The 20,164-nt window shown below is 71.6% G+C and carries 19 protein-coding genes and 1 riboswitch; of the genes, 12 read left to right on the top strand and 7 right to left on the bottom strand.

Features of this window, described 5'->3' with window-relative positions; all coding sequences use genetic code 11:
* The first annotated feature begins 40 nt into the window (after positions 1-40).
* The 3 genes from phnD to phnE (ASF49_RS04065) are packed head-to-tail and all read left to right on the top strand — an operon-like array spanning position 41 to position 2,750.
* Positions 41-967, top strand: a complete 927-nt coding sequence (gene phnD / locus ASF49_RS04075; protein WP_056468205.1) for a phosphonate ABC transporter substrate-binding protein — start codon at positions 41-43, stop codon at positions 965-967.
* Between the two features lie 41 nt (positions 968-1,008).
* Positions 1,009-1,887: a phosphonate ABC transporter, permease protein PhnE gene (phnE, locus tag ASF49_RS04070; RefSeq protein WP_056468203.1), complete on the top strand. Its 879-nt coding sequence runs from the start codon at positions 1,009-1,011 to the stop codon at positions 1,885-1,887.
* A complete protein-coding gene (phnE, locus tag ASF49_RS04065) occupies positions 1,884-2,750 on the top strand; it encodes a phosphonate ABC transporter, permease protein PhnE (protein ID WP_056468200.1) in 867 nt (288 codons plus the stop codon). The genes phnE (ASF49_RS04070) and phnE (ASF49_RS04065) overlap by 4 nt, the downstream gene beginning before the upstream one ends.
* Before the next feature lie 136 nt (positions 2,751-2,886).
* Here the strand turns inward: phnE (ASF49_RS04065) and ASF49_RS04060 are convergent, their stop codons facing one another.
* The 3 genes from ASF49_RS04060 to phnF form a co-directional block, all read right to left on the bottom strand.
* Complete coding sequence (locus ASF49_RS04060; RefSeq protein ID WP_056468197.1) at positions 2,887-4,920, bottom strand: YgiQ family radical SAM protein; 2,034 nt, start codon at positions 4,918-4,920, stop codon at positions 2,887-2,889.
* A 58-nt stretch (positions 4,921-4,978) separates the two neighbouring features.
* Positions 4,979-5,860, bottom strand: coding sequence for an AraC family transcriptional regulator (locus tag ASF49_RS04055; protein ID WP_056468194.1), 882 nt, complete (start codon positions 5,858-5,860; stop codon positions 4,979-4,981).
* A gap of 332 nt (positions 5,861-6,192) precedes the next feature.
* A complete protein-coding gene (gene phnF / locus ASF49_RS04050) occupies positions 6,193-6,939 on the bottom strand; it encodes a phosphonate metabolism transcriptional regulator PhnF (protein ID WP_056468193.1) in 747 nt (248 codons plus the stop codon).
* 162 nt (positions 6,940-7,101) lie between these two features.
* Here phnF and phnG point away from each other — a divergent pair, with 162 nt between their 5' ends.
* Genes phnG through phnN form a run of 8 tightly spaced genes read left to right on the top strand, consistent with a single transcriptional unit; the run spans position 7,102 to position 13,448 of the window.
* Positions 7,102-7,515 (top strand): phosphonate C-P lyase system protein PhnG, encoded by a 414-nt coding sequence (gene phnG / locus ASF49_RS04045; protein WP_056468189.1) that lies wholly within the window; start codon positions 7,102-7,104, stop codon positions 7,513-7,515.
* Positions 7,515-8,189, top strand: a complete 675-nt coding sequence (phnH, locus tag ASF49_RS04040; protein ID WP_082510839.1) for a phosphonate C-P lyase system protein PhnH — start codon at positions 7,515-7,517, stop codon at positions 8,187-8,189. Before phnG ends, phnH begins: the two co-directional genes overlap by 1 nt.
* A complete protein-coding gene (locus tag ASF49_RS04035) occupies positions 8,174-9,304 on the top strand; it encodes a carbon-phosphorus lyase complex subunit PhnI (RefSeq protein WP_056468186.1) in 1,131 nt (376 codons plus the stop codon). The genes phnH and ASF49_RS04035 overlap by 16 nt, the downstream gene beginning before the upstream one ends.
* Entirely contained in the window at positions 9,301-10,188 is an 888-nt protein-coding gene (locus tag ASF49_RS04030) for an alpha-D-ribose 1-methylphosphonate 5-phosphate C-P-lyase PhnJ (protein ID WP_056468183.1), read from the top strand. Before ASF49_RS04035 ends, ASF49_RS04030 begins: the two co-directional genes overlap by 4 nt.
* The gene (phnK, locus tag ASF49_RS04025; protein ID WP_056468180.1) at positions 10,188-10,958 is read left to right on the top strand and encodes a phosphonate C-P lyase system protein PhnK; all 771 of its coding nucleotides are present in this window, start codon (positions 10,188-10,190) and stop codon (positions 10,956-10,958) included. Before ASF49_RS04030 ends, phnK begins: the two co-directional genes overlap by 1 nt.
* The gene (gene phnL, locus ASF49_RS04020) at positions 10,955-11,686 is read left to right on the top strand and encodes a phosphonate C-P lyase system protein PhnL (RefSeq protein WP_056468177.1); all 732 of its coding nucleotides are present in this window, start codon (positions 10,955-10,957) and stop codon (positions 11,684-11,686) included. Before phnK ends, phnL begins: the two co-directional genes overlap by 4 nt.
* Positions 11,687-11,709: 23 nt before the next feature.
* Positions 11,710-12,867 (top strand): alpha-D-ribose 1-methylphosphonate 5-triphosphate diphosphatase, encoded by a 1,158-nt coding sequence (locus tag ASF49_RS04015; RefSeq protein ID WP_243214716.1) that lies wholly within the window; start codon positions 11,710-11,712, stop codon positions 12,865-12,867.
* Positions 12,867-13,448 carry a phosphonate metabolism protein/1,5-bisphosphokinase (PRPP-forming) PhnN gene (gene phnN, locus ASF49_RS04010; RefSeq protein ID WP_056468172.1) on the top strand — a complete coding sequence of 194 codons (582 nt, stop codon included), beginning with the start codon at positions 12,867-12,869 and terminating at the stop codon, positions 13,446-13,448. The genes ASF49_RS04015 and phnN overlap by 1 nt, the downstream gene beginning before the upstream one ends.
* 117 nt (positions 13,449-13,565) lie before the next feature.
* Here phnN and pnp read toward each other — a convergent pair whose 3' ends face one another.
* The 3 genes from pnp to ASF49_RS03995 all read right to left on the bottom strand — a co-directional run bounded on the left by pnp (position 13,566) and on the right by ASF49_RS03995 (position 17,498).
* Complete coding sequence (gene pnp, locus ASF49_RS04005) at positions 13,566-15,737, bottom strand: polyribonucleotide nucleotidyltransferase (RefSeq protein WP_056468169.1); 2,172 nt, start codon at positions 15,735-15,737, stop codon at positions 13,566-13,568.
* A gap of 206 nt (positions 15,738-15,943) precedes the next feature.
* Complete coding sequence (gene rpsO, locus ASF49_RS04000) at positions 15,944-16,213, bottom strand: 30S ribosomal protein S15 (RefSeq protein WP_055950756.1); 270 nt, start codon at positions 16,211-16,213, stop codon at positions 15,944-15,946.
* A 229-nt stretch (positions 16,214-16,442) separates the two neighbouring features.
* Complete coding sequence (locus ASF49_RS03995) at positions 16,443-17,498, bottom strand: threonine aldolase family protein (protein ID WP_056468166.1); 1,056 nt, start codon at positions 17,496-17,498, stop codon at positions 16,443-16,445.
* Positions 17,499-17,562: 64 nt separating this feature from the next.
* Positions 17,563-17,675: riboswitch (SAM-I-IV-variant riboswitch) on the bottom strand.
* Between the two features lie 154 nt (positions 17,676-17,829).
* Between ASF49_RS03995 and ASF49_RS03990 the strand changes: the two genes are divergently transcribed.
* The gene (locus tag ASF49_RS03990) at positions 17,830-19,302 is read left to right on the top strand and encodes an amino acid permease (protein ID WP_056468162.1); all 1,473 of its coding nucleotides are present in this window, start codon (positions 17,830-17,832) and stop codon (positions 19,300-19,302) included.
* Positions 19,303-19,493: 191 nt separating this feature from the next.
* Here the strand turns inward: ASF49_RS03990 and ASF49_RS03985 are convergent, their stop codons facing one another.
* Complete coding sequence (locus ASF49_RS03985; protein ID WP_056468159.1) at positions 19,494-20,147, bottom strand: class I SAM-dependent methyltransferase; 654 nt, start codon at positions 20,145-20,147, stop codon at positions 19,494-19,496.
* Positions 20,148-20,164: the final 17 nt, after the last annotated feature.

The raw sequence follows: 20,164 nt of genomic DNA, 5'->3' as shown, positions 1-20,164 counted from the left end.
GTCGCTCAACCCCTTCGCTCCACCCCTCCGGGAGTTTCCCATGCTGACCCGTCGATCCCTCGCCGGAGCCTTCGCGCTCGCCCTCCTCGCCCTCCCGGCCGCCGCACAGGACTGGAAGGCGGCCTATCCGGAGCTGACCCTGGCGGTGATCCCGGCCGAGAACGCGTCGGGCACCGCCGATCGCTACGCGCCGATGACCGCCTACCTGTCGAAGACCCTCGGCGTCCCGGTGAAGCTGCGCATCGCCAACGACTACGCCGCGGTGATCGAGAGCCAGCGCGCCGGCAACGCCCAGCTCGCCTTCTACGGCCCCGCCTCCTTCGCCCGCGCGGTGATGACCGGCGTCAAGATCGAGCCCATCGTCAACCAGCGCCACGACAACGGCGCCTCGGGCTACTACTCGGTGATCTACGTGCGCGCCGACAGCCCGTACAGGACGATCGAGGACCTGAAGGGCAAGAACCTCGCCCTGGTCGACCCGAACTCCACCTCCGGCAATCAGGCGCCGCGCTTCTTCCTGCACAAGGCCGGCCACCCGGTCGACACGGTCTTCGGCAAGACGGTCTATGCCGGCAGCCACGAGAACGCCGTCCTCGCCCTGGTGCAGGGCACCGTGGACGCGGCGGCCAATCTCTACAACTCCGACACCGACACCATGGTCACCCGGATGGCCACCAAGGGCATGCTCAAGAAGCCGGACGGCACGGCGATGGGCCAGAGCGACTTCCGCGTGGTGTTCAAGTCCGACTTCCTGCCCGAGGGCCCCTTCGCCATGCTGGCGAGCCTGCCCGACGACCTCAAGGCGAAGATCCGCGACGCCCTCGTGGCGATGCCCAAGGCCGACAAGGCCGCCTTCGACCGGCTCTCGGACGGCAAGGACCAGGATTTCACTCCCGTGACCCTGAAGGACTACCAGCCGATCATCGAGATGCTGAAGTTCAACGACGACCAGCGCCGCAAGTCTTGAGCGGACCCGTCCCGATCGGCGCGGGCCGCCGGTGACCACCGATGCCTGAGCGGATCACGCCCCTGCCCCCGGACCGGGCCGCCGCCCTGGCGGGGGCCTACGGCGCGGCCGTGGCCGCGACCCGGCGCCGGACCTGGGCCGGCCTCGCCGCGCTCGTGGTGCTCGCCGGGCTCGCCGCCCAGGCCGCCGAGGTGCGTCCCCTCGTGCTGGCGGCCAATCTCGGCCGCTTCACCGACTACATCGCCCAGATCCTGCCCCACCTGACCCTGGCGAACCTGCCGGGGGACCTCGCCGAATGGTACTGGGGCTGGCCGAAATGGCTCGGTCTCCTGGGCGAGACCCTGCTGATGGCCTATCTCGGCACCCTCCTGGGGGCGCTCGGCGGCTTCGTGCTGTGCTTCTCCGCCGCCGCCAACGTGGCCGGCAGCCGGACGGCCTGCTTCCTCGTGCGGCGCGGCCTGGAATTCTGCCGCACCGTGCCGGAGATCGTGTTCGCGCTGATCTTCGTCATCGCCTTCGGCCTCGGGCCGATGGTGGGCGTGCTGGCGCTGGCGATCCACACCACCGGGGCCCTCGGCAAGCTGTTCTCCGAGGTCGTCGAGAACATCGACATGAAGCCGGTGGAGAGCCTCACCGCCGCCGGGGCCGGGCGGATCGAGACCCTGCGCTTCGCCGTTCTGCCCCAGGTGCTGTCGAACTTCGTCTCCTACGGGCTGCTGCGCTTCGAGATCAACGTGCGCGGCGCCGGCGTCATGGGCTTCGTCGGAGCCGGCGGCATCGGGCAGGAACTCCTCGTGGCGATCCGCAACTTCTACTACGCCGACGTCAGCGCCATCCTGGTCCTGATCATCCTCACCGTGATGGCGATCGACCTCGGCACCGAGCGCCTGCGCCACGGGCTTCTCGGGGGCTTGCGATGAAGGGTCCCGAGCGCGATCCGGCCCATCTCGGCCCCGCCGAGATCGCCGCCCTGCGCCGGCGCTTCCCCGACAGCTTCCGCCCGGCCTGGCGGGGGCGGCTCCTCGCGGTCCTCGCCCTCGCCGGCCTCGTCGCCCTGGCGGGCTACGCGATGGTCCGCCTCGATTTCTCCGCCACCCGCCTCCTCGCCGGGCTCGGGCGCCTCGGCGAGTTCAGCCTGCTGATGCTGCCGCCGGAGGCCGGCGGCCGGGCCTGGACCTTCCTGCAGGCCCTGGCCGAGACCCTCGGCATCGCCTTCATCGGCACGCTGACGGCCGCGCTCCTGGCGTTTCCGGTGGCGTTCCTCGCCGCCCGCAACGTCGTGCCGAACCCCTTCGTGCACTTCACCGTGCGGCGCGGCCTCGACGTGGTGCGCTCGGTCGACGTGCTGATCTGGGCGCTGATCTGGATCAACGTCGTCGGGCTCGGCCCCTTCGCCGGGGCGCTCGCCATCGCCTGCGCGGATTTCGGGGCGCTCGGCAAGCTGTTCTCCGAGGCGGTCGAGACCGTCGACGGCAAGGCCGCCGAGGGCGTCTCCGCCTCCGGCGGCGCCGAGCTGCACCGCATCCGCTTCGGGCTGATCCCGGCGGTGCTGCCGGTGCTCGGCAGCCAGGTGCTGTACTTCTTCGAATCGAACACCCGCTCGGCCACCATCATCGGCATCGTCGGCGCGGGCGGCATCGGCCAGTATCTCAGCGAGCTGATCCGCGTCCTCGAACTGCGCCAGGTCGCCTTCCTGATCCTGATGATCCTGGTGACCGTGGCGGTCATCGACGCCGTCTCGGGACGCCTGCGCCGGACCCTGATCGGCGGCGCGGCGCGGTAGGGGCGACGCCGGGTCCCGGTCACGCGGTCGACGAGGGACTTTCTGCCCGTCCGCCCAGGGCCGCCGGACCGCCAAGGCCGCCCTCCCAAGGCCGCCCCCCAAGGCCGCCCCCGGCGCATCCGGTCGCGGCTGGCCGTCACTTGCGCAGGGGCACGCCCTTGGTGGTGAAACGCGGCGCGCCCGGATGGCGCAGGGGCCGCTGCTGGCCGCGCGCCTTGCCCAGTCCGGTTCCGGACGGCTGCGAGGACGGCACGAGCTGGTCCGGCCGCGGCCCGATCAGGTCGGCCCGGCCCATCTCCCGCAGCGCCTCGCGCAGCAGGGGCCAGTTCTCGGGGTCGTGGTAGCGCAGGAACGCCTTGTGCAGCCGGCGCTGCCGCATCCCCTTGATCGCGTCGACCGGCTGGCTGCCGCCGCGCCGCACGCCCTCCAGCGGGTTGATCTCGGTGTGGTACATGGTCGTGGCGGTGGCCATGGGCGAGGGCAGGAACGTCTGGACCTGGTCGGCGCGGTAGTCGTTCTTCTTGAGCCAGAGGGCGAGGTTCAGCATGTCCTCGTCGGTCGTGCCCGGATGCGCCGCGATGAAGTACGGGATCAGGTAGTACTTCTTGCCGGCCTTCCTGGCGGCGGCGTCGAACATCTCCTTGAAGCGGTCGTAGGTGCCGATCCCCGGCTTCATCATCAGGTCGAGGGGGCCGCGCTCGGTGTGCTCGGGCGCGATCTTGAGACGGCCGCCGACGTGATGGGTCACGAGCTCCTCGACGTATTCGGGGCTTCGGACCGCCAGGTCGTAGCGCACGCCGGAGGCGACCATCACCTTCTTGACGCCCTCCACCTCGCGGACCTTGCGATAGAGCCGGATCAGGTCGTCGTGCGAGGTGTTCAGGTTCGGGCAGATGTCGGGGAAGACGCAGGAGGGCAGCCGGCACGCCGCCTCGATCTTCGGGTCCTTGCAGGCCATCCGGTACATGTTCGCCGTCGGCCCGCCGACATCCGAGATCACCCCCGTGAAGCCCGGCGTCTTGTCGCGGATCCGCTCGATCTCGCGCAGGATCGAGCCTTCCGAGCGGTTCTGGATGACGCGGCCCTCGTGCTCGGTGATGGAGCAGAAGGTGCAGCCGCCGAAGCAGCCGCGCATGATCGTCACGGAGAACTTGATCATGTCCCAGGCGGGGATCTTCGCGTCGCCGTAGGCGGGATGGGGGGCGCGGGCGTAGGGCAGGTCGTAGACCGCATCCATCTCCTCGCTGGAGAGCGGGATCGGCGGCGGGTTCAGCCAGAGGTCGCGGTCGCCGTGGCGCTGGACGAGGGGGCGGGCGTTGCCGGGATTGGCCTCCCGGTGCAGCACCCGCGAGGCCCGCGCATAGGCCTCCTTGTCGTCCTTGACCTCGTCGTAGGCGGGCAGCCGGATCACGGTCTCGCCGGGGCGGCGGCTGGCGGCCTCGTCGGCCGAATCGAGATCGTCGGCGGGCAGCTCGGTGTAGTGCCCGGGCACGCGGCGGAACAGGGCGACGCCGCGGACGGAGTCGAGGTCGTGCGGCGCCTCGCCGGCCGCGAGGCGGTTCGCCACCTCGACCACGGCGCGCTCGGCATTGCCGTAGAGGAGCAGGTCGGCCTTGGCGTCCGCCAGGATCGAGCGGCGCACCTTGTCGGACCAGTAATCGTAGTGGGCGATGCGGCGCAGCGAGGCCTCGATGCCGCCGAGGATGATCGGCACGTCCTTGTAGGCCTCGCGGCAGCGCTGCGTGTAGACGATGGTCGAGCGGTCCGGGCGGGCGCCGCCTTGCCCGCCCGCCGTGTAGGCGTCGTCGCTTCGCAGGCGACGGTCCGCCGTGTAGCGGTTCACCATCGAATCGAGATTGCCGCCGGTGACGCCGAAGAACAGCGTCGGCCGGCCCAGCGCCTTGAACGGCTCCGCCGATTGCCAGTCGGGCTGCGCGATGATGCCGACCCGGAAGCCCTGCGCCTCGAGCAGCCGGCCGATGATGGCCATGCCGAAGCTCGGATGATCCACGTAGGCGTCGCCCGTCACCAGGACGATGTCGCAGGCGTCCCACCCGAGCGCGTCCATCTCGGCGCGGCTCATGGGCAGGAACGGCGCCGCTGTCCCGGTCGGCGGCCGCTTGCAGGCGAGGGGAGCCGGGGATCGACTCGCGGAAGCTTGGAGGTCCATGGGCACAGTGCATAGACCGCCCGGGCCGCGAGCTCAACGAAGCCGCCCCTGGGCCGGGTCATCTCAGCGGCAGGAACACCTCCGCGATCGCCTCGTGCTCCGGCACCTCCGGGAAGAACGCGAGGCGCTGGCAGTAGAGGGGAAAGTCCCGCGCCGCCTCGCCGCTGGCGGGCAGCCACTGGCGAGAGAGGTACAGCGCGGGCGCCTCCAGGTCGTCGGTTCGGCCGACGACGCGCAGCACCGCGCAGCGTCCCGCCGGGATCTCCCCGACCGTGATCGGTGCGCCGTTCGCCGAGACCGGCCGGTCGGTTCCGACACAGAGGTCCACGCGAAAGTCGCCCGGCGCGGCGGGACGCCGCGCGGACCGCCAGACGTTGAAGGTCGGGTTCGTCCTGGGGGGCAGGCCGGCGGCCGTCCGCCAGGCGATGAACCGCTGGAGCGTGGCCCCCAGCATCGCCGGATCGCCGCGGTGCTCCAGGATCGCGACCCGCGTCGCCGACACATCGCGGATCGTCACGTCGTCGGGCGTGAACGGTCTTGTCATCTGCTTGCTCCTCGCTTCGTCGAGAGGCCCGAAGGCCGCGCGCCACGAGTCCCAGTCGGGAGCCTTCCGGAACGACGAGGGCGATTGCCCGAAACGTTGCCGGAAGGCGCGGGCGAAGGCGTCCGGCGCGTCGTAGCCGGCATCCATCGCGACGTCGGTGACGCTCTGGGCGTTCCTGTAGGCCAGCCGGTAGGACGCGCGCTTCATGCGGGCCAGCTGAACGTAGCGGTGCAGGGACAATCCGAAGGCCGCCGTGAACCGCCGATGGAAGTGGAACTTCGAGAAAGCCGCGATGCCGCTGACCGTCTCCAGGTCCAGATCGTCGTCCAGGTGCCGGTCGATGTGATCGAGCACCCGCTGCATCCGGGCCTGATGGTTTCGGAGCGCCGCACGCATCGTCCCGCCCTTCGTGACGCGATCAGCTACGCGCGAATGGGCCTGCCCGGCTCGACCGATCTTGCGGTTGGGCTCGGGCCGGGCGCTGCTCCGGGACCTGTTCGTGCGCAAGCCGTATTCCTCGCCGAATGGCAGCGTCGGGTGAAAGGCGGAATGTCCGCTGCGGGGCCAAGGACCAGACCTCCACCCACGAACCTCATCGCATGAGCGAACTGCTTTTCGCTCCGGACATCCCATGAGCGTCGCGGCACCGTCCCATGCGGCATCCGAATGCTCTGATGCGGAGCGCTGCCGGGCGGGTCCCTGGGTGCCCCGGCCGGACCGGTGGCCCCTCACTCCACCACCAGCTCCACCCGGTCCGCCGCGAACAGGCTGCGGGTGGCCTGGATGCGCTGGCCGGCGCCGTCCACGTTCACGCTCGACAGGGCGATCAGGGTCCGGCCGGGAGCGATGTCGAGGCGTTCCGCCTCCTCGGGGCTGGCCGGGCGGGCGCCGATCCGGGTCGAGAGCCGGGTGTAGTCGGCCACCCCGAAGCCCGCATAGGCGCGGGTGAGCGAGCCGCTGGCGGCGTAGGCGGCATCGAAGCCGGTGAAGCGCGGCAGGGGCAGGCAGGTCCGGGCCGTCGAGATCGGGGCGCCGTCGGCCCGGTGCACGGTGAGGAGTTCGAGGATCGGCGCGCCGGGGGCGAGCCTCAGGGCCTCGGCCCAGTCCGCATCCGCCGGCCCGGTGGCGGCCGCGATCAGGTCGCCCCAGGCCTCGCGCCCGGTGCGCGAGACGATCTCGGAGAAGCGGGTCCGCGGGCCGATCGGGTAGGGAATCGGACCCTGCTCCACGAAGCTGCCCCGGCCCTGCGTGGTGCGCACCAGCCCGCCCTCGGCCAGCACCCCGAGCGCCCGGCGCACCGTGTGCCGGTTCACGCCGAAGCGCGCGGCGAGCGCCGATTCGGCCGGCAGCTGCGCCCCGGCGCCCAGGGTTCCGCCGCGGATCTCGCCCGCCAGGGTGTCGGCGATCTGCCGCCAGGCGGCGAGGCCGCCCCCGCGCTGGAGCGCCGTCACGCGGGTGTCGCCCGCCTCCGTCATGAGTGCCTCGCCTGGCTCGCCCGCATCCGTCCTCGAAACCCCTTGTGCCCGCTCATCCGCTTGTCTATACATATAGACAAGTTTGGAGACCGATCGATGCCGAGCGCCAGCCAAACACCACCCGAGCCCGGGATGCCAGACCCCGCCGCGCGCCGACAGGCGATGGCGCGGGCCGGCGCGGCGACAACCGACGAATTGCGGGCCGCCCTGGCGCGGGCCGGCGCCGCTGCCGAGGCGGAGGACCTGCGGGCGCCGGAGACGGGCCTCGTCATGGTCCGCGGGCGGATCGGCGGCGACGGCCGGCCCTTCAATGCCGGCGAGGCCACGGTGACCCGGGCGGTGGTGCGCCTGCCCGGCGGCGAGACCGGCTTCGCCTACCATCTCGGCCGCGACCGGACCCGCGCCCGCCTCGCCGCCATCCTCGACGCGCATTGGCAGCGCCCGGAGGCGCGCCCGGCCCTCGAGGCGGCGCTGGCCGAGATCGCAGGGCGCCGGGCGGACGCGGCGTGGCAGGCCGCCCGCAAGGCGGCGGCCACCCGGGTCAACTTCTTCACCCTGGCGCGGGGAGAGGATTGATGGCGCCCCCCCTCGCCCACGGCTTCGCCGATCCCGTCCACGCGGGCCAGGCCATGTTCCGCGCCGCGATGGAGGCCCTGAGCCGGCCCGGCCGGATCCGGCCCCTGGTCACCGCCCTGGCGCCGCCCGCTCCCCTCACCCCCGAGCTCGCCGCCCTGGCCCTGGCGCTCACCGACCCCGACACGCCGGTCTGGCTCGATGCGCCCCTGCGGGCGGACCCGGCGGTCGCGGGCTTCCTGCGTTTCCACACCGGGGCGCCGATCGTCGCCGCACCCGCGCAGGCGGCCTTCGCGCTGATCGCCGATCCCGCCCGCTGCCCCGCCTTCACGGATTTCGCACCCGGCACCCCCGCCTACCCGGATGCCTCCGCCACGCTGATCCTCGCCGTCGACACCCTCTCCGACGGGGTCGGGCAACCCTTCGCGGGGCCGGGCATCCGCGGCACGGCGCGGCTCGAGGCCGGGCCCCTGCCCGCCGACTGGGCCGCGCGCTGGGCCGCGAACCATGCGGGCTTCCCGCTGGGGATCGACTGCTTCTTCGTGGCGCCGGGCCGCCTCGCCGGGCTGCCGCGCTCGGCCCGGCCCGTCGACGCCGAAACTCTGCCGGGTTCGGGCGATTCTGCGGGTTCGGACGATTCTGCGGGTTCGGAGGCGCTGCCATGTACGTCGCGGTGAAGGGCGGCGAGGCCGCCATCGACAACGCCCACCGGCTCCTGGCCGAAATCCGGCGCGGCGACCCGGCCGTGCCCGAGCTCACGGTGGCGCAGATCCGCGAGCAGATGCGCCTCCTCGTCGACCGGGTGATGACCGAGGGCTCCCTCTACGATCCGGATCTGGCCGCCCTCGCCCTGAAGCAGGCCCGGGGCGACGTGGTCGAGGCGGTGTTCCTGGTGCGGGCCTACCGCACCACCCTGCCGCGCTTCGGCGCCACGGAGGCGGTCGATACCGGGGCGATGACGCTGGCGCGGCGCATCTCCGCCACCTTCAAGGACCTGCCCGGCGGGCAGGTGCTCGGCCCGACCTTCGACTACACCCATCGCCTCGTGGATTTCGGCCTGGCCGACGGCGCCGGCCCCGAGCCCGCCGCCGAGGCGGAGCCGGAGGCCGATGCCGCCGCCTGCCCGCGGGTCACCGATCTCCTGGGCCAGGCTGGCCTCCTCGAACCCTCGCCCCCGGACGAAGGCGCCGCGATCGGCGACCTCACCCGCGAGCCGGTGGACTACCCCGTCGACCGGGCGGTGCGCCTGCAGGGGCTGGCGCGGGGCGACGAGGGCTTCCTCCTGGCGCTGGGCTACTCGACGCAGCGCGGCTACGGCCGCACCCATCCCTTCGTCGGCGAGATCCGGGTCGGGGCGGTAGAGCTCGCCTTCACGCCGGAGGAACTCGGCTTTCCCGTCAGCCTCGGCACGGTCGAGCTGACCGAGTGCCAGATGATCAACCAGTTCCACGGCCACGGCGCGGTGCCGCCGCAATTCACTCGGGGCTACGGCCTCGTCTTCGGCCAGGGCGAGCGCAAGGCCATGGCCATGGCGCTGGTGGACCGCTCGCTCCGGGCCGCCGAGCTCGGCGAGGCCGTGGCGGTGCCGGCCCAGGACCAGGAATTCGTCCTGGCCCATTGCGACAGCCTGCAGGCCACGGGCTTCGTCGAGCACATGAAGCTGCCGCACTACGTCGACTTCCAGGCCGAGCTCGAACTGGTCCGGCGCCTGCGGGCCGAGCACGCCGCCCGGTCGGCCGTGCCGCCTTCGCCCGATTCCGACGAAGCCCCCCTGCGGGAGGCCGCCGAATGAACGCGCCAGATCTCGCCAGCGCCACCGTCTCGGCCGGCACCGGCTACAACTTCGCCTATCTCGACGAGGGCACCAAGCGGATGATCCGCCGGGCCATCCTCAAGGCCATCGCGATTCCGGGCTACCAGGTGCCCTTCGCCGCCCGCGAGATGCCGATGCCCTATGGCTGGGGCACCGGCGGCGTGCAGGTCACCGCCGCGATCCTCGGCGCCGCCGACGTGCTCAAGGTGATCGACCAGGGCGCCGACGACACCACCAACGCGGTCTCGATCCGGCGCTTCTTCACCGCCACCGCCGGAATCGCCACGACGACGCGGACGGCCGAGGCCACCGTGATCCAGACCCGCCACCGCATCCCCGAGGCGCCCCTCGCCGAGGGACAGGTCCTCGTCTACCAGGTGCCGATCCCCGAGCCGCTGCGCTTCCTCGAGCCCCGCGAGACCGAGACGCGCCAGCTCCACGCGCTCGCCGAGTACGGCCTCATGCACGTGAAGCTCTACGAGGACATCGCCCGCCACGGCCACATCGCCACCACCTACGCCTATCCGGTGGAGGTGGCCGGCCGCTACGTGATGGACCCCTCCCCGACCCCGAAATTCGACAATCCCAAGATGGACGACTGCCCCGCCCTCCAGCTCTTCGGAGCCGGCCGCGAGAAGCGCATCTACGCGATCCCGCCCCATACCCGGGTGCGCAGCCTCGATTTCGAGGACCACCCCTTCCGGGTCCAGAGCTTCGACCGCCCCTGCGCCCTCTGCGGCGCCGAGGACGTCTACCTCGACGAGGTCGTCCTCGACGATGCCGGGGGGCGGATGTTCGTCTGCTCGGACACCGACCATTGCGAGACCCGCCGTGCCGACGGCCACACCGGGGAGGCCGCGTGATGGAACCGCTCCTGACCGTCGAGGGCCTGACCAAGCGCTACGGCCGCCGCCTCGCCTGCGACGGCATCGGCTTCACCCTCGACCCCGGCGAGGTCCTGGCGGTGGTCGGCGAATCGGGCTCCGGCAAGTCGACCCTGCTCTCGCTCGTCGCCGGCGAGGTCGCGGCCGATGCGGGATCCGTCGCCTACCGCCTGCGCGACGGCGCGACCCGCGACCTCGACACCCTGAGCGTGGTCGAGCGGCGGGCGCTGATGCGCACCGACTGGGGGTTCGTGCGCCAGGACGCGACCCAGGGCCTGCGCATGGCGGTCTCGGCCGGGGGCAATGTCGGCGAGCGCCTGATGGGCGTCGGCGACCGCCATTACGGCCGCATCCGCGCCACCGCCCTCGACTGGCTCGCCCGCGTCGAGATCGCCCCGGACCGGATCGACGATCCGCCCACCCGCTTCTCCGGCGGCATGCGCCAGCGCCTGCAGATCGCCCGCAACCTCGTCACCGCGCCCCGCCTCGTGCTCATGGACGAGCCGACCTCGGGCCTCGACGTCTCGGTCCAGGCCCGCCTCCTCGACATGATCCGGGGCCTGGTGGCCGAGCTCGGCCTCGCGGTCATCATCGTCACCCACGACCTCGCCGTGGCGCGCCTGCTCTCGCACCGCGTCCTCGTGATGCGGGCCGGCCGGGTGATCGAGACCGGCCTGACCGACCAGGTCCTCGACGACCCGCAGGCCGCCTACACCCAGCTCCTCGTCTCCTCGGTGCTCGCCGCATGACGCCTGGTCCTTCCCCTCTGCCCCTCCCGCCCCTTCTGGCCTTCGAGGACGTGGCCAAGAGCTTCACCCTGCACCTGCGCGGCGGCGCCGTGCTGCCGGTCATCGCCGGCGCCACCCTGGCGGTCCATCCGGGCGAATGCGTCGTGCTCGGCGGCGCCTCCGGCGCGGGCAAGTCCTCCCTGCTGAAGATGGCCTACGGCCATTACCGCTGCGCCGCCGGGGCGATCCGGGTCCGCGACGGAGCCCGCCTCGTCGACCTCGCCACGGCCGCGCCGCGCGAGATCCTGGCGCTGCGCCGCACCACCCTCGCCTATGTCTCGCAGTTCCTGCGGGTGATCCCCCGGGTCGGCGCCCGCGCCGTGGTGGAGGCCGCCGGAATCGAGGGCGGCCTCGCCCCCGCGGCGGCCCGGACCCGGGCGGCCGACCTGCTGGCCCGCCTCGACCTGCCCGAGCGCCTGTGGGCGCTCCCGCCCGCCACCTTCTCGGGGGGCGAGCAGCAGCGGGTGAACATCGCCCGGGGCCTCATCGCCGACCGGCCGATCCTGCTCATGGACGAGCCCACCGCCTCCCTGGATGCGCGCAACCGCGCCGTGGTGGTGGACCTCATCGCCGAGAAGCGGGCCGCCGGGACCGCCATCCTCGGCATCTTCCACGACGCCGACGTGCGCGAGGCGGTGGCGACGCGCATCGTCGACGTCTCGGCCTTCCGCGGGGCGCTGGCGGCATGATTCGGGATCGGGAACAGGCGGCCATGCGGGAACGGAGCACGATGGACCGGGTCGAGATCCTCGAGAATGCACGCCTCGTCCTGCCCGAGCGCGTCGAGGACGGCTGGCTCGCAATCGTCGACGGGCGCATCGCCGAGATCGGCACCGGGCGTGCCCCCGAGCGCGGCCTCGACTGCGACGGCGACACCCTCATCCCGGGCCTCGTCGAGCTCCACACCGACCACCTGGAGAGCCACTACGCCCCGCGCCCCGGCGTGCGCTGGCATCCCCTCGGGGCGGTGCTGGCCTACGACGCGCAGATCGCCGCGTCCGGAATCACCACGGTGTTCGATTCGCTGCGCGCCGGCACCGACCCGGACGGCAGCGGCCTCGGCACCGAGCTCAACCTGCTCGCCGCCGCCCTGGCGGAGGCCCAGGAGGCCGGCCTGTTCCGGGCCGAGCACCGCACGCACCTGCGCTGCGAGATCCCCTCCCCCGACGTGGTCGAGACCGTGCAGGCCTTCGCCGGGCGCTACGCCGTCGGCCTGCTGTCGCTGATGGACCACACGCCGGGCCAGCGCCAGTTCCGTGACGTCGACAAGTACTACGTGTATGCCGGGCGCGGCGGCCGCTCTCTCGAAGAGATAAAACTGAGCACCGCCCGCAAGATGCGCGACGGCCGCGCCCTCAACGCGGTGAACCGTCCCGCCCTGGTGGCCCTCGCCCACGCCCTCAGCATCCCTTTGGCCAGCCACGACGACACCACCCTGGAGGATGTCGCGCTGTCGCGGGACGAAGCGGTGGTGCTGGCCGAATTCCCCACCACCCTGGAGGCGGCAGAGGCCTCGCACGCGGCCGGCATCACCGTGATGATGGGCGCGCCCAACCTGATCCGAGGCGGCTCGCATTCCGGTAACGTCGCGGCCCACACCCTGGCGGAGGCCGGGACCCTCAGCATCCTGTCCTCGGACTACGTGCCGGCGAGCCTGATGATGGCGGCATTCGGGCTGCCCGAGCGCGTCCCCGGCATCACCCTGCCGGAGGCCATCGCCACCGTGACGGCCAACCCCGCCCGCGCCACCGGCCTGACCGATCGCGGCCGGCTGGAACCGGGCCTGCGCGCCGACCTCGTCCGCGTCCGACTCGCCCGCGGCGTGCCCGTGGTGCGCCAGGTCTGGCGGGCCGGCGAGCGGGTGGTGTGATGCGGGGCGGCTTCGTCCTCGTGGTCGGCCCCAGCGGGGCCGGCAAGGACACCCTGCTGCGGCTGGCCCGGGACGCGCTCGGCCAGGACCCACGCTTCGTCTTCCCTCGCCGCTTCGTGACCCGGGCCCCCTCGGCCCACGAGGACAACGTCGCGCTCACGGAGGACGCCTTCACCGAGGGAGCCGCCGCTGGTGCCTTCGCCCTGCACTGGCGGGCGCACGGCCTCGGCTACGCGATTCCCGGCGAGATGCTGGACCAGGCGCGGTCCGGGCGGGTGGTGATCTGCAACGTCTCCCGGCGGATCGTGGCGCAGGCCCGCGAGACCCTGCCGAATGTCGGCGTCGTTACCATCACGGCGGCACCCGAGGTGCTGGCCCGCCGCCTTGCCGCCCGCGCCCGGCCCGAGGACGGCGACCTGCGCACCCGCCTCGACCGCGTCGTGCCGGTCGAGGCCGAGTGCACGATCTGGAATGATCGCGACCCGGACAGTGCCGCTGCCGTCCTGGTCGCGCATCTGCGGAAACGGGCGGCCTTAGCCTTCGGTCGACCAGGACCGCACCCAGGACGCAGCAGAGCGTAGACGACGAGACCCGACCGACAGGACTCAAACGTGAAGAGCGCGGCCCCCGCCGGGACCGCGCTCTTCACGTTTCGACCGTTCGGCCGGGCACTCGCGCACCCGGCCAAGGCGTGCGGCTCACGCCTCCTGGCGGGGTCCGCGGGCGCGGTCCTGCTCGGCGTTGCGCTCGGCCTTGAGCTTCTCGGTGATGTCCTCGCCGGTCTCCTGGTCGACGACCTTCATCGAGAGGCGGATCTTGCCGCGGTCGTCCTGGCCGAGGAACTTCACCTTGACCTTCTGGCCCTCCTTGACGACGTCCGTCACCTTGGCGACCCGCGCGGCGGCGAGTTCCGAGATGTGGACGAGGCCGTCCTTGGCGCCGAAGAAGTTCACGAAGGCGCCGAACTCCATCGTCTTCACGACGGTGCCGTCATAGATCATGCCCGGCTCGGCCTCCGCCACGATCGAGCGGATCCAGTTGTAGGCGGCCTTGATGGCCTTGCCGTCGCTGGACGCGATCTTCACGGTGCCGGTGTCGTCGATGTTGATCTTGGCGCCGGTCTTCTCGACGATCTCGCGGATCACCTTGCCGCCGGTGCCGATCACTTCCCGGATCTTGTCGGTGGGGATCTGCATGGTCTCGATGCGCGGCGCGTACTCGCCGAGCTCGGGACGGGCGTCGGTGAGCGCCTTCGCCATCTCGCCCAGGATGTGGACGCGGCCTTCCTGCGCCTGATGCAGGGCGACCTTCATGATCTCCTCGGTGATGCCCGCGATCTTGATGTCCATCTGCAGCGAGGTGATGCCGGCTTCGGTGCCGGCCACCTTGAAGTCCATGTCGCCGAGGTGATCCTCGTCGCCGAGGATGTCGGACAGCACGGCGTAGCGCTCACCCTCGAGGATGAGGCCCATGGCGATGCCGGCGACGGGCCGGCGCAGGGGCACGCCCGCATCCATCAGCGACAGCGAGGCGCCGCAGACGGAAGCCATCGAAGAGGAGCCGTTCGACTCGGTGATCTCGGACACCACGCGGATCGTGTACGGGAACTCGTGGGCCGGCGGCAGCACGGGGTGCACGGCACGCCAGGCGAGCTTGCCGTGGCCGATCTCGCGGCGGCCCGGGGAGCCCATGCGGCCGGTCTCGCCCACCGAGTAGGGAGGGAAGTTGTAGTGCAGCAGGAAGGTCTCCTTGTAGGTGCCTTCGAGCGCGTCGATGAACTGCTCGTCCTCGCCGGTGCCCAGGGTGGCGACCACGAGGGCCTGGGTCTCGCCGCGGGTGAACAGCGAGGAGCCATGGGCGCGGGGCAGCACGCCGACCTGGGATTCGATCGGTCGCACGGTGCGCACGTCGCGGCCGTCGATGCGCGAGCCGGTGTCGAGGATGTTCCAGCGCACGACCTTCGACTGCGCTTCCTTGAACGCGGCCTTGACCTTCTCCGCCGGGAAGCGGGCCTCGCCCTCGGCGGGGCAAAGGGCGGCCATGACCTTCGCCTTCACGGCGTCGACGGCGGCGTAGCGCTCCTGCTTGACGGTGTTCTTGTAGGCGGCGCGGAGGTCGGACTCGCAGACCTCCAGAACCGCGGCCTCCACGTCGCCGTTCTCGGGCGCGGAGAAGTTGCGGGGCTCCTTGGCGGCCTTCTCGGCGAGGCGGATGATCGCCTCGATCACCGGCTGGAAATGCTTGTGGCCGAACATCACGGCGCCGAGCAGAACCTCCTCGCTCAACTCCTTGGCCTCGGACTCGACCATCAGGACGGCGTCCTGGGTGCCGGCAACGACGAGGTCGAGGGAGGAGGCTTCGAGGTCGGCGACCAGCGGGTTCAGGCTGTACTGGCCGTTGGCATAGCCGACGCGGGCGGCGCCGATCGGGCCCATGAAGGGCACGCCCGAGAGCGTCAGAGCGGCGGAGGCCGCCACCATCGCGAGGATGTCGGGATCGTTCTCGAGGTCGTGGGTCAGGACGGTGACGACGACCTGGGTGTCGTTGCGCCAGCCCTCGATGAAGAGGGGGCGGATCGGACGATCGATGAGGCGGGAGACCAGGGTCTCCTTCTCGGACGGACGGCCCTCGCGCTTGAAGTACCCGCCGGGGATGCGGCCGGCGGCGTAGGCGCGCTCCTGGTAATTCACGGTGAGGGGCAGGAAATCGATGCCGGCCTTGGGCTCCTTGGCGGACACGACGGTGGCGAGCACCGAGGTCTCGCCATAGGTCGCCATCACGGCGCCGTCGGCCTGGCGGGCGACCTTGCCCGTCTCGAGGACGAGCTTGCGGTCGCCCCACATCAGCTCTTCGCGTTGGATATCGAACATATGTCTCACCTTCCTGCGGTCGGGCGAACCCGGCGCCGTCAGGGGCAAGATGGCGGGGGGCGCCGCGCGCTGCACCCCCCGCGATCCTGTCCCCGACGCATCCGCCTTCAAGTCGCCCGGGTCTTCGGGTGGCCGGACCCATTCCGGCAGCCCGAACTGTCGAAACGCGGCCCCGGGCCGGGCCCGGAACCGCGTGAACGCCGTGCTTAGCGGCGGATGCCGAGACGCTCGATGAGGCTGCGGTAGCGGGCCTCGTCCTTGCGCTTAACGTAGTCGAGCAGCGAGCGGCGCTGCGAGACCATCTTCAGGAGGCCGCGGCGGGAATGGTTGTCCTTGCCGTGGGTCTTGAAGTGGCCGGTGAGGTTGGTGATCCGCTCGGTGAGGATCGCCACCTGAACCTCCGGAGAACCGGTGTCCTTGCCGCCGGTCGCGTATTCCTTGATGAGCGCGGTCTTGCGCTCTGCCGTGATCGACATCGCAGTGCCTTTCGGTACGGGTTTTCGGAAAGGGCGGCCTCGTCGCGAGGGCCGCGCCACGCTCGTGGATGGCCGGTGCCGGGATGTCGTCCAGCACGGTCAAGCCCACAAGCAGCTTGTGCCCCGGCCCCGTTCGCACGGGTCGGAGCGGCGCGGACCATACACGAAACCTGCCCCGACGCCAGCCCTCGGGGTGTCGCGGCCACCCACCGGTGCCTGGCAGGGTGGCTCAGGCCGCGGCGGCCTCGGTGCCGGCCACCGCGCGGAGGTCCCTGACCAGCGCGTCGATTCGGGCCGGATCCGAATCCCAGGCGAACATGAAGCGGGCACCGCCGCCGATGAAGGTGTAGAAGCGCCAGCCCCGGACGCGCAGGGCCTCAAGGTGCTCGGGCGCGGCCCGCAGGAACACCGCGTTGGCCTCCACCGGAAACATCAGCGCGAAGGCGGGCACCTCCGACACGGCTGCGGCGAGACGCTGGGCGCAGGCATTGGCATGAGCCGCATGGCGCAGCCAGGCCCCATTCTCCAGCACGCCGACCCAGGGTGCCGAGAGGAAGCGCATCTTCGAGGCGAGCTGCCCCGCCTGCTTGCAGCGGTAGCCGAAATCCTCGGCCAGTGCGGCATCGAAGAACAGGATCGCCTCACCCGCGGCCATGCCGTTCTTGGTGCCGCCGAAACAGAGGAGGTCGACGCCCGCCTTCCAGGTCATGTCGGCGGGGCTGCAGCCGAGGCTGGCGCAGGCATTGGCGAAGCGCGCGCCGTCCATGTGGAGGCGCAGGCCGAGATCCCGGCAGGTGGCGGCGATCGCACCGATTTCGGCGAGGCTGTAGAGTTGGCCCGTCTCGGTGGGCTGGGTGATCGTCACCACCCGGGGCTTCGGGAAGTGGATGTCCGACCGCCCCGTGGCGACGCCGCGGATCAGGGCCGGATTCAGCTTGCCGTCGGGGCTCGCCACCACGAGGAGCTTCGAGCCGTTGGAGAAGAACTCGGGGGCGCCGCACTCGTCGGTCTCGACATGGGCCGAGGCCGAGCAGATGACGCTGTGGTAGGACTGGCAGAGAGAGGCCAGCGCCAGGGCGTTGGCGGCCGTGCCGTTGAAGGCGAAGAACACCTCCGCAGACTCCGTCTCGAACAGGCTCCGGAAGGTGTCGGCCGCCCGCTTCGTCCAGGGATCCTCGCCATAGGCCGGTACCGAGCCGCGGTTGGCCGCCTCCATCGCGCGCCAGGCCTCGGGGCAGATGCCGGCGTAGTTGTCGCTCGCAAATTGCTGGGGCTCGGGGGACATGGCTCGCTCTCGTCTGGCACGGCGCGCATCAGGAACGCAGGGACCGACCGAAACGAAGATATGGCGAAGCCCGTTTGGTTGCCGGTCCGGCCACATCCCCGCCGTTTGCCGGAGGGTGCCACCTTGCCCGGGAGAGCAGGTTGGCGTCAGGGATCGCCCCGACTCTTGATGCTGGCCGACTTCCTAACAGAGGGGCGACTGGCTGACAACGCGGACAGGTTGCCGCCCGGCCGGGTGGCCCCGGTTCGATGCGGGATGACCCCGGCGGAACCTCTGGCGTGGGACTTGCGCCGGTTGGCGCGCGATCTGCTCCCATGCCAAGGTCCGGCCGATGACGGGCAACAGCCTCACCGTGCGCAAATCCGTCGCCGACATCCTGGCCGCCGCTGAGGGCGGCGAGGCGGCGCAGCTGCCGCGGTCCCTTTCGGCCTTCGACCTCGTGGCCCTCGGTGTCGGGGCGACCATCGGGGCGGGCATCTTCGTCCTGACCGGCACGGCGGCGGCGCACTATGCCGGCCCGGGCCTGACTCTGTCCTTCGTGCTCGGCGGCATCGCCTGCGGATTCGTCGCCCTCTGCTACGCCGAACTCGCCGCTATGGTGCCGGCTCCGGGCAGCACCTACACCTATGCGTACGCAACCCTGGGTGAAGTCTGCGCCTGGATCATCGGCTGGGACCTCGTCCTGGAATACGCCATGAGCGCCGCCACCGTGGCGGTGGGCTGGTCGGGCTATGCCCGCTCGCTCCTCGGCAGTGCCGGCCTCCACCTGCCGCCATTTCTCACGGCGGCCCCCTTCAGCGCCCTGCCCGGCGGGGCCACCGCATGGTTCGACCTTCCGGCGGCGGCCATCATCGGCGTGCTGACCCTGCTGCTGATGCGCGGCAACCGCGAAACGGCCCGGGTGAACGCCGGGATGGTGGCCATCAAGGTCGCGATCATCCTGGCCTTCGTGGGCATCGGCGCCGCCCACGTGGACCCGGGCCTGTGGTCGCCCTTGGTGCCGGAGAACACCGGCACCTTCGGCGAGTTCGGCTGGAGCGGGGTGCTGCGCGGGGCGGGCGTGGTGTTCTTCGCCTTCATCGGCTTCGAGACGATCTCGACGGCGGCCGGCGAGACGCGCCGGCCCCAGCGCGACGCGCCGATCGGGCTCCTGGGCTCGCTGGGCATCAGCACCCTGCTCTACGTGGCGGTGGCGGCGGTGCTCACCGGCCTCGTCCCCTATCGGGCTCTCGACGTGCCCGACCCCATCGCCAAGGCGGTGGAGGTGATCGGGCTCTCCGCCTTCTCGGTGGCGATCAAGATCGGGGCGATCCTCGGTCTCACGACGGCGGCGCTCGCGGCCCTGTACGGGCAGGCGCGGATCTTCTACGCGATGGCGCGCGACGGGCTGTTGCCGCCGGCCTTCGCCCGGGTGCATCCCCGCTTCCGCACCCCGGTGACCAGCCAGGGCACCATCGGTGCGGTGACGGCCCTGGTGGCGGGCCTGGTGCCGATCGATCTCCTCGGCGAACTGGTGAGCATCGGCACCCTCTTCGCCTTCATAGTAATTTGCACCGCCGTGCTGGTCCTGCGCCGGACCGATCCGGGGCACCCCCGCCCTTTCCGGGTGCCGGGCATGCCGGTGGTGCCGATCCTCGGCATCCTGTCCTGCCTCGGGCTGATGCTCGGCCTGCCCGGGGACACCTGGCTGCGGCTCGCCCTGTGGCTCGCTTTGGGGCTGGCGATCTATTTCGGCTACGGCCGAAGGGCGGCGCGGCTGCGCCGGATGGGTGCGCCGGGCCTGCAGGAGAGCCCGGCGCGCTGAAGCTCAGGAATAGTGGCGCGGGCTCGGGCGGCCGGAATAGCGCCGGCGCAGGTAGGAGACGAGCTTCGGGAGCAGGAAGGCGACGAGGAGCTTGCGCATGGTGAGACCTCCGGTTGCGGTCGGCAGCCTGGCGGCCGCCATGTCGGAAACCCAATGCGAGGCCGCGCCCGGGCGTTCCGGAGTCGGCTGAATCAATCTGCGATCTGCTGGCGCCGATACGGTCCTGCGCCGCCCCGGCGCGTGATCACCGCGTGCACGCAGTAGCCGCGGAAGCGCTGGGACACCCGCGCCTCTGCGTCCGAGGCGGAGGCCACGGCCGCGACCGCCTGCGGCAGGGCTGCACGCGGGGTCACCGCGAAGGCTGCGAGCCATCGGTTGAGGAGATTGCGGGCAGGCCAAGGCAGGCCCGCCTGATCGCCGAAATCCACCAAATGGAGGCGGCCGCCCGGCGCGAGGTGTCCCGCGGCCTCGGCCAGGACCCGCTCCCACGGCGGGATCATCGACAGGGCGTAGGAGATCACGATCCGGTCGAAGCTTGCCCGCCCGAACAGGGCCTCCGGATCGAAGTTTGTGGCGTCCCCGCGCGCGAGGCGAATGCGGGGCTCGAGCCCGGCGCGCACGACGCTGCGCGCGGCCGTGGCGAGCATCGCCGCCGAGACGTCGAGGCCGTAGCAGGCGACCTCCGGGTAGGTTCGGGCGATGCGCACGAGGTTGCGTCCGGTGCCGCAGCCGATCTCCAGCACCGCGCCGGCCGCAGGCACGGCCAGCTCCGCGATCGCCCGGTCGCGCCCGAGGAGATAGAACTTGCGGCTGGCGTCGTAGAGGTGGCGCTGGCGCCGGTACATCCGGTCCATCGCCTGCG

The sequence above is a fragment of the Methylobacterium sp. Leaf104 genome (genome assembly GCF_001422885.1).
Taxonomy (GTDB): Bacteria; Pseudomonadota; Alphaproteobacteria; order Rhizobiales; family Beijerinckiaceae; genus Methylobacterium.
The sequence above is the reverse complement of the archived record's forward strand: the minus strand, read 5'-3'. Positions and strand labels throughout refer to the sequence as shown.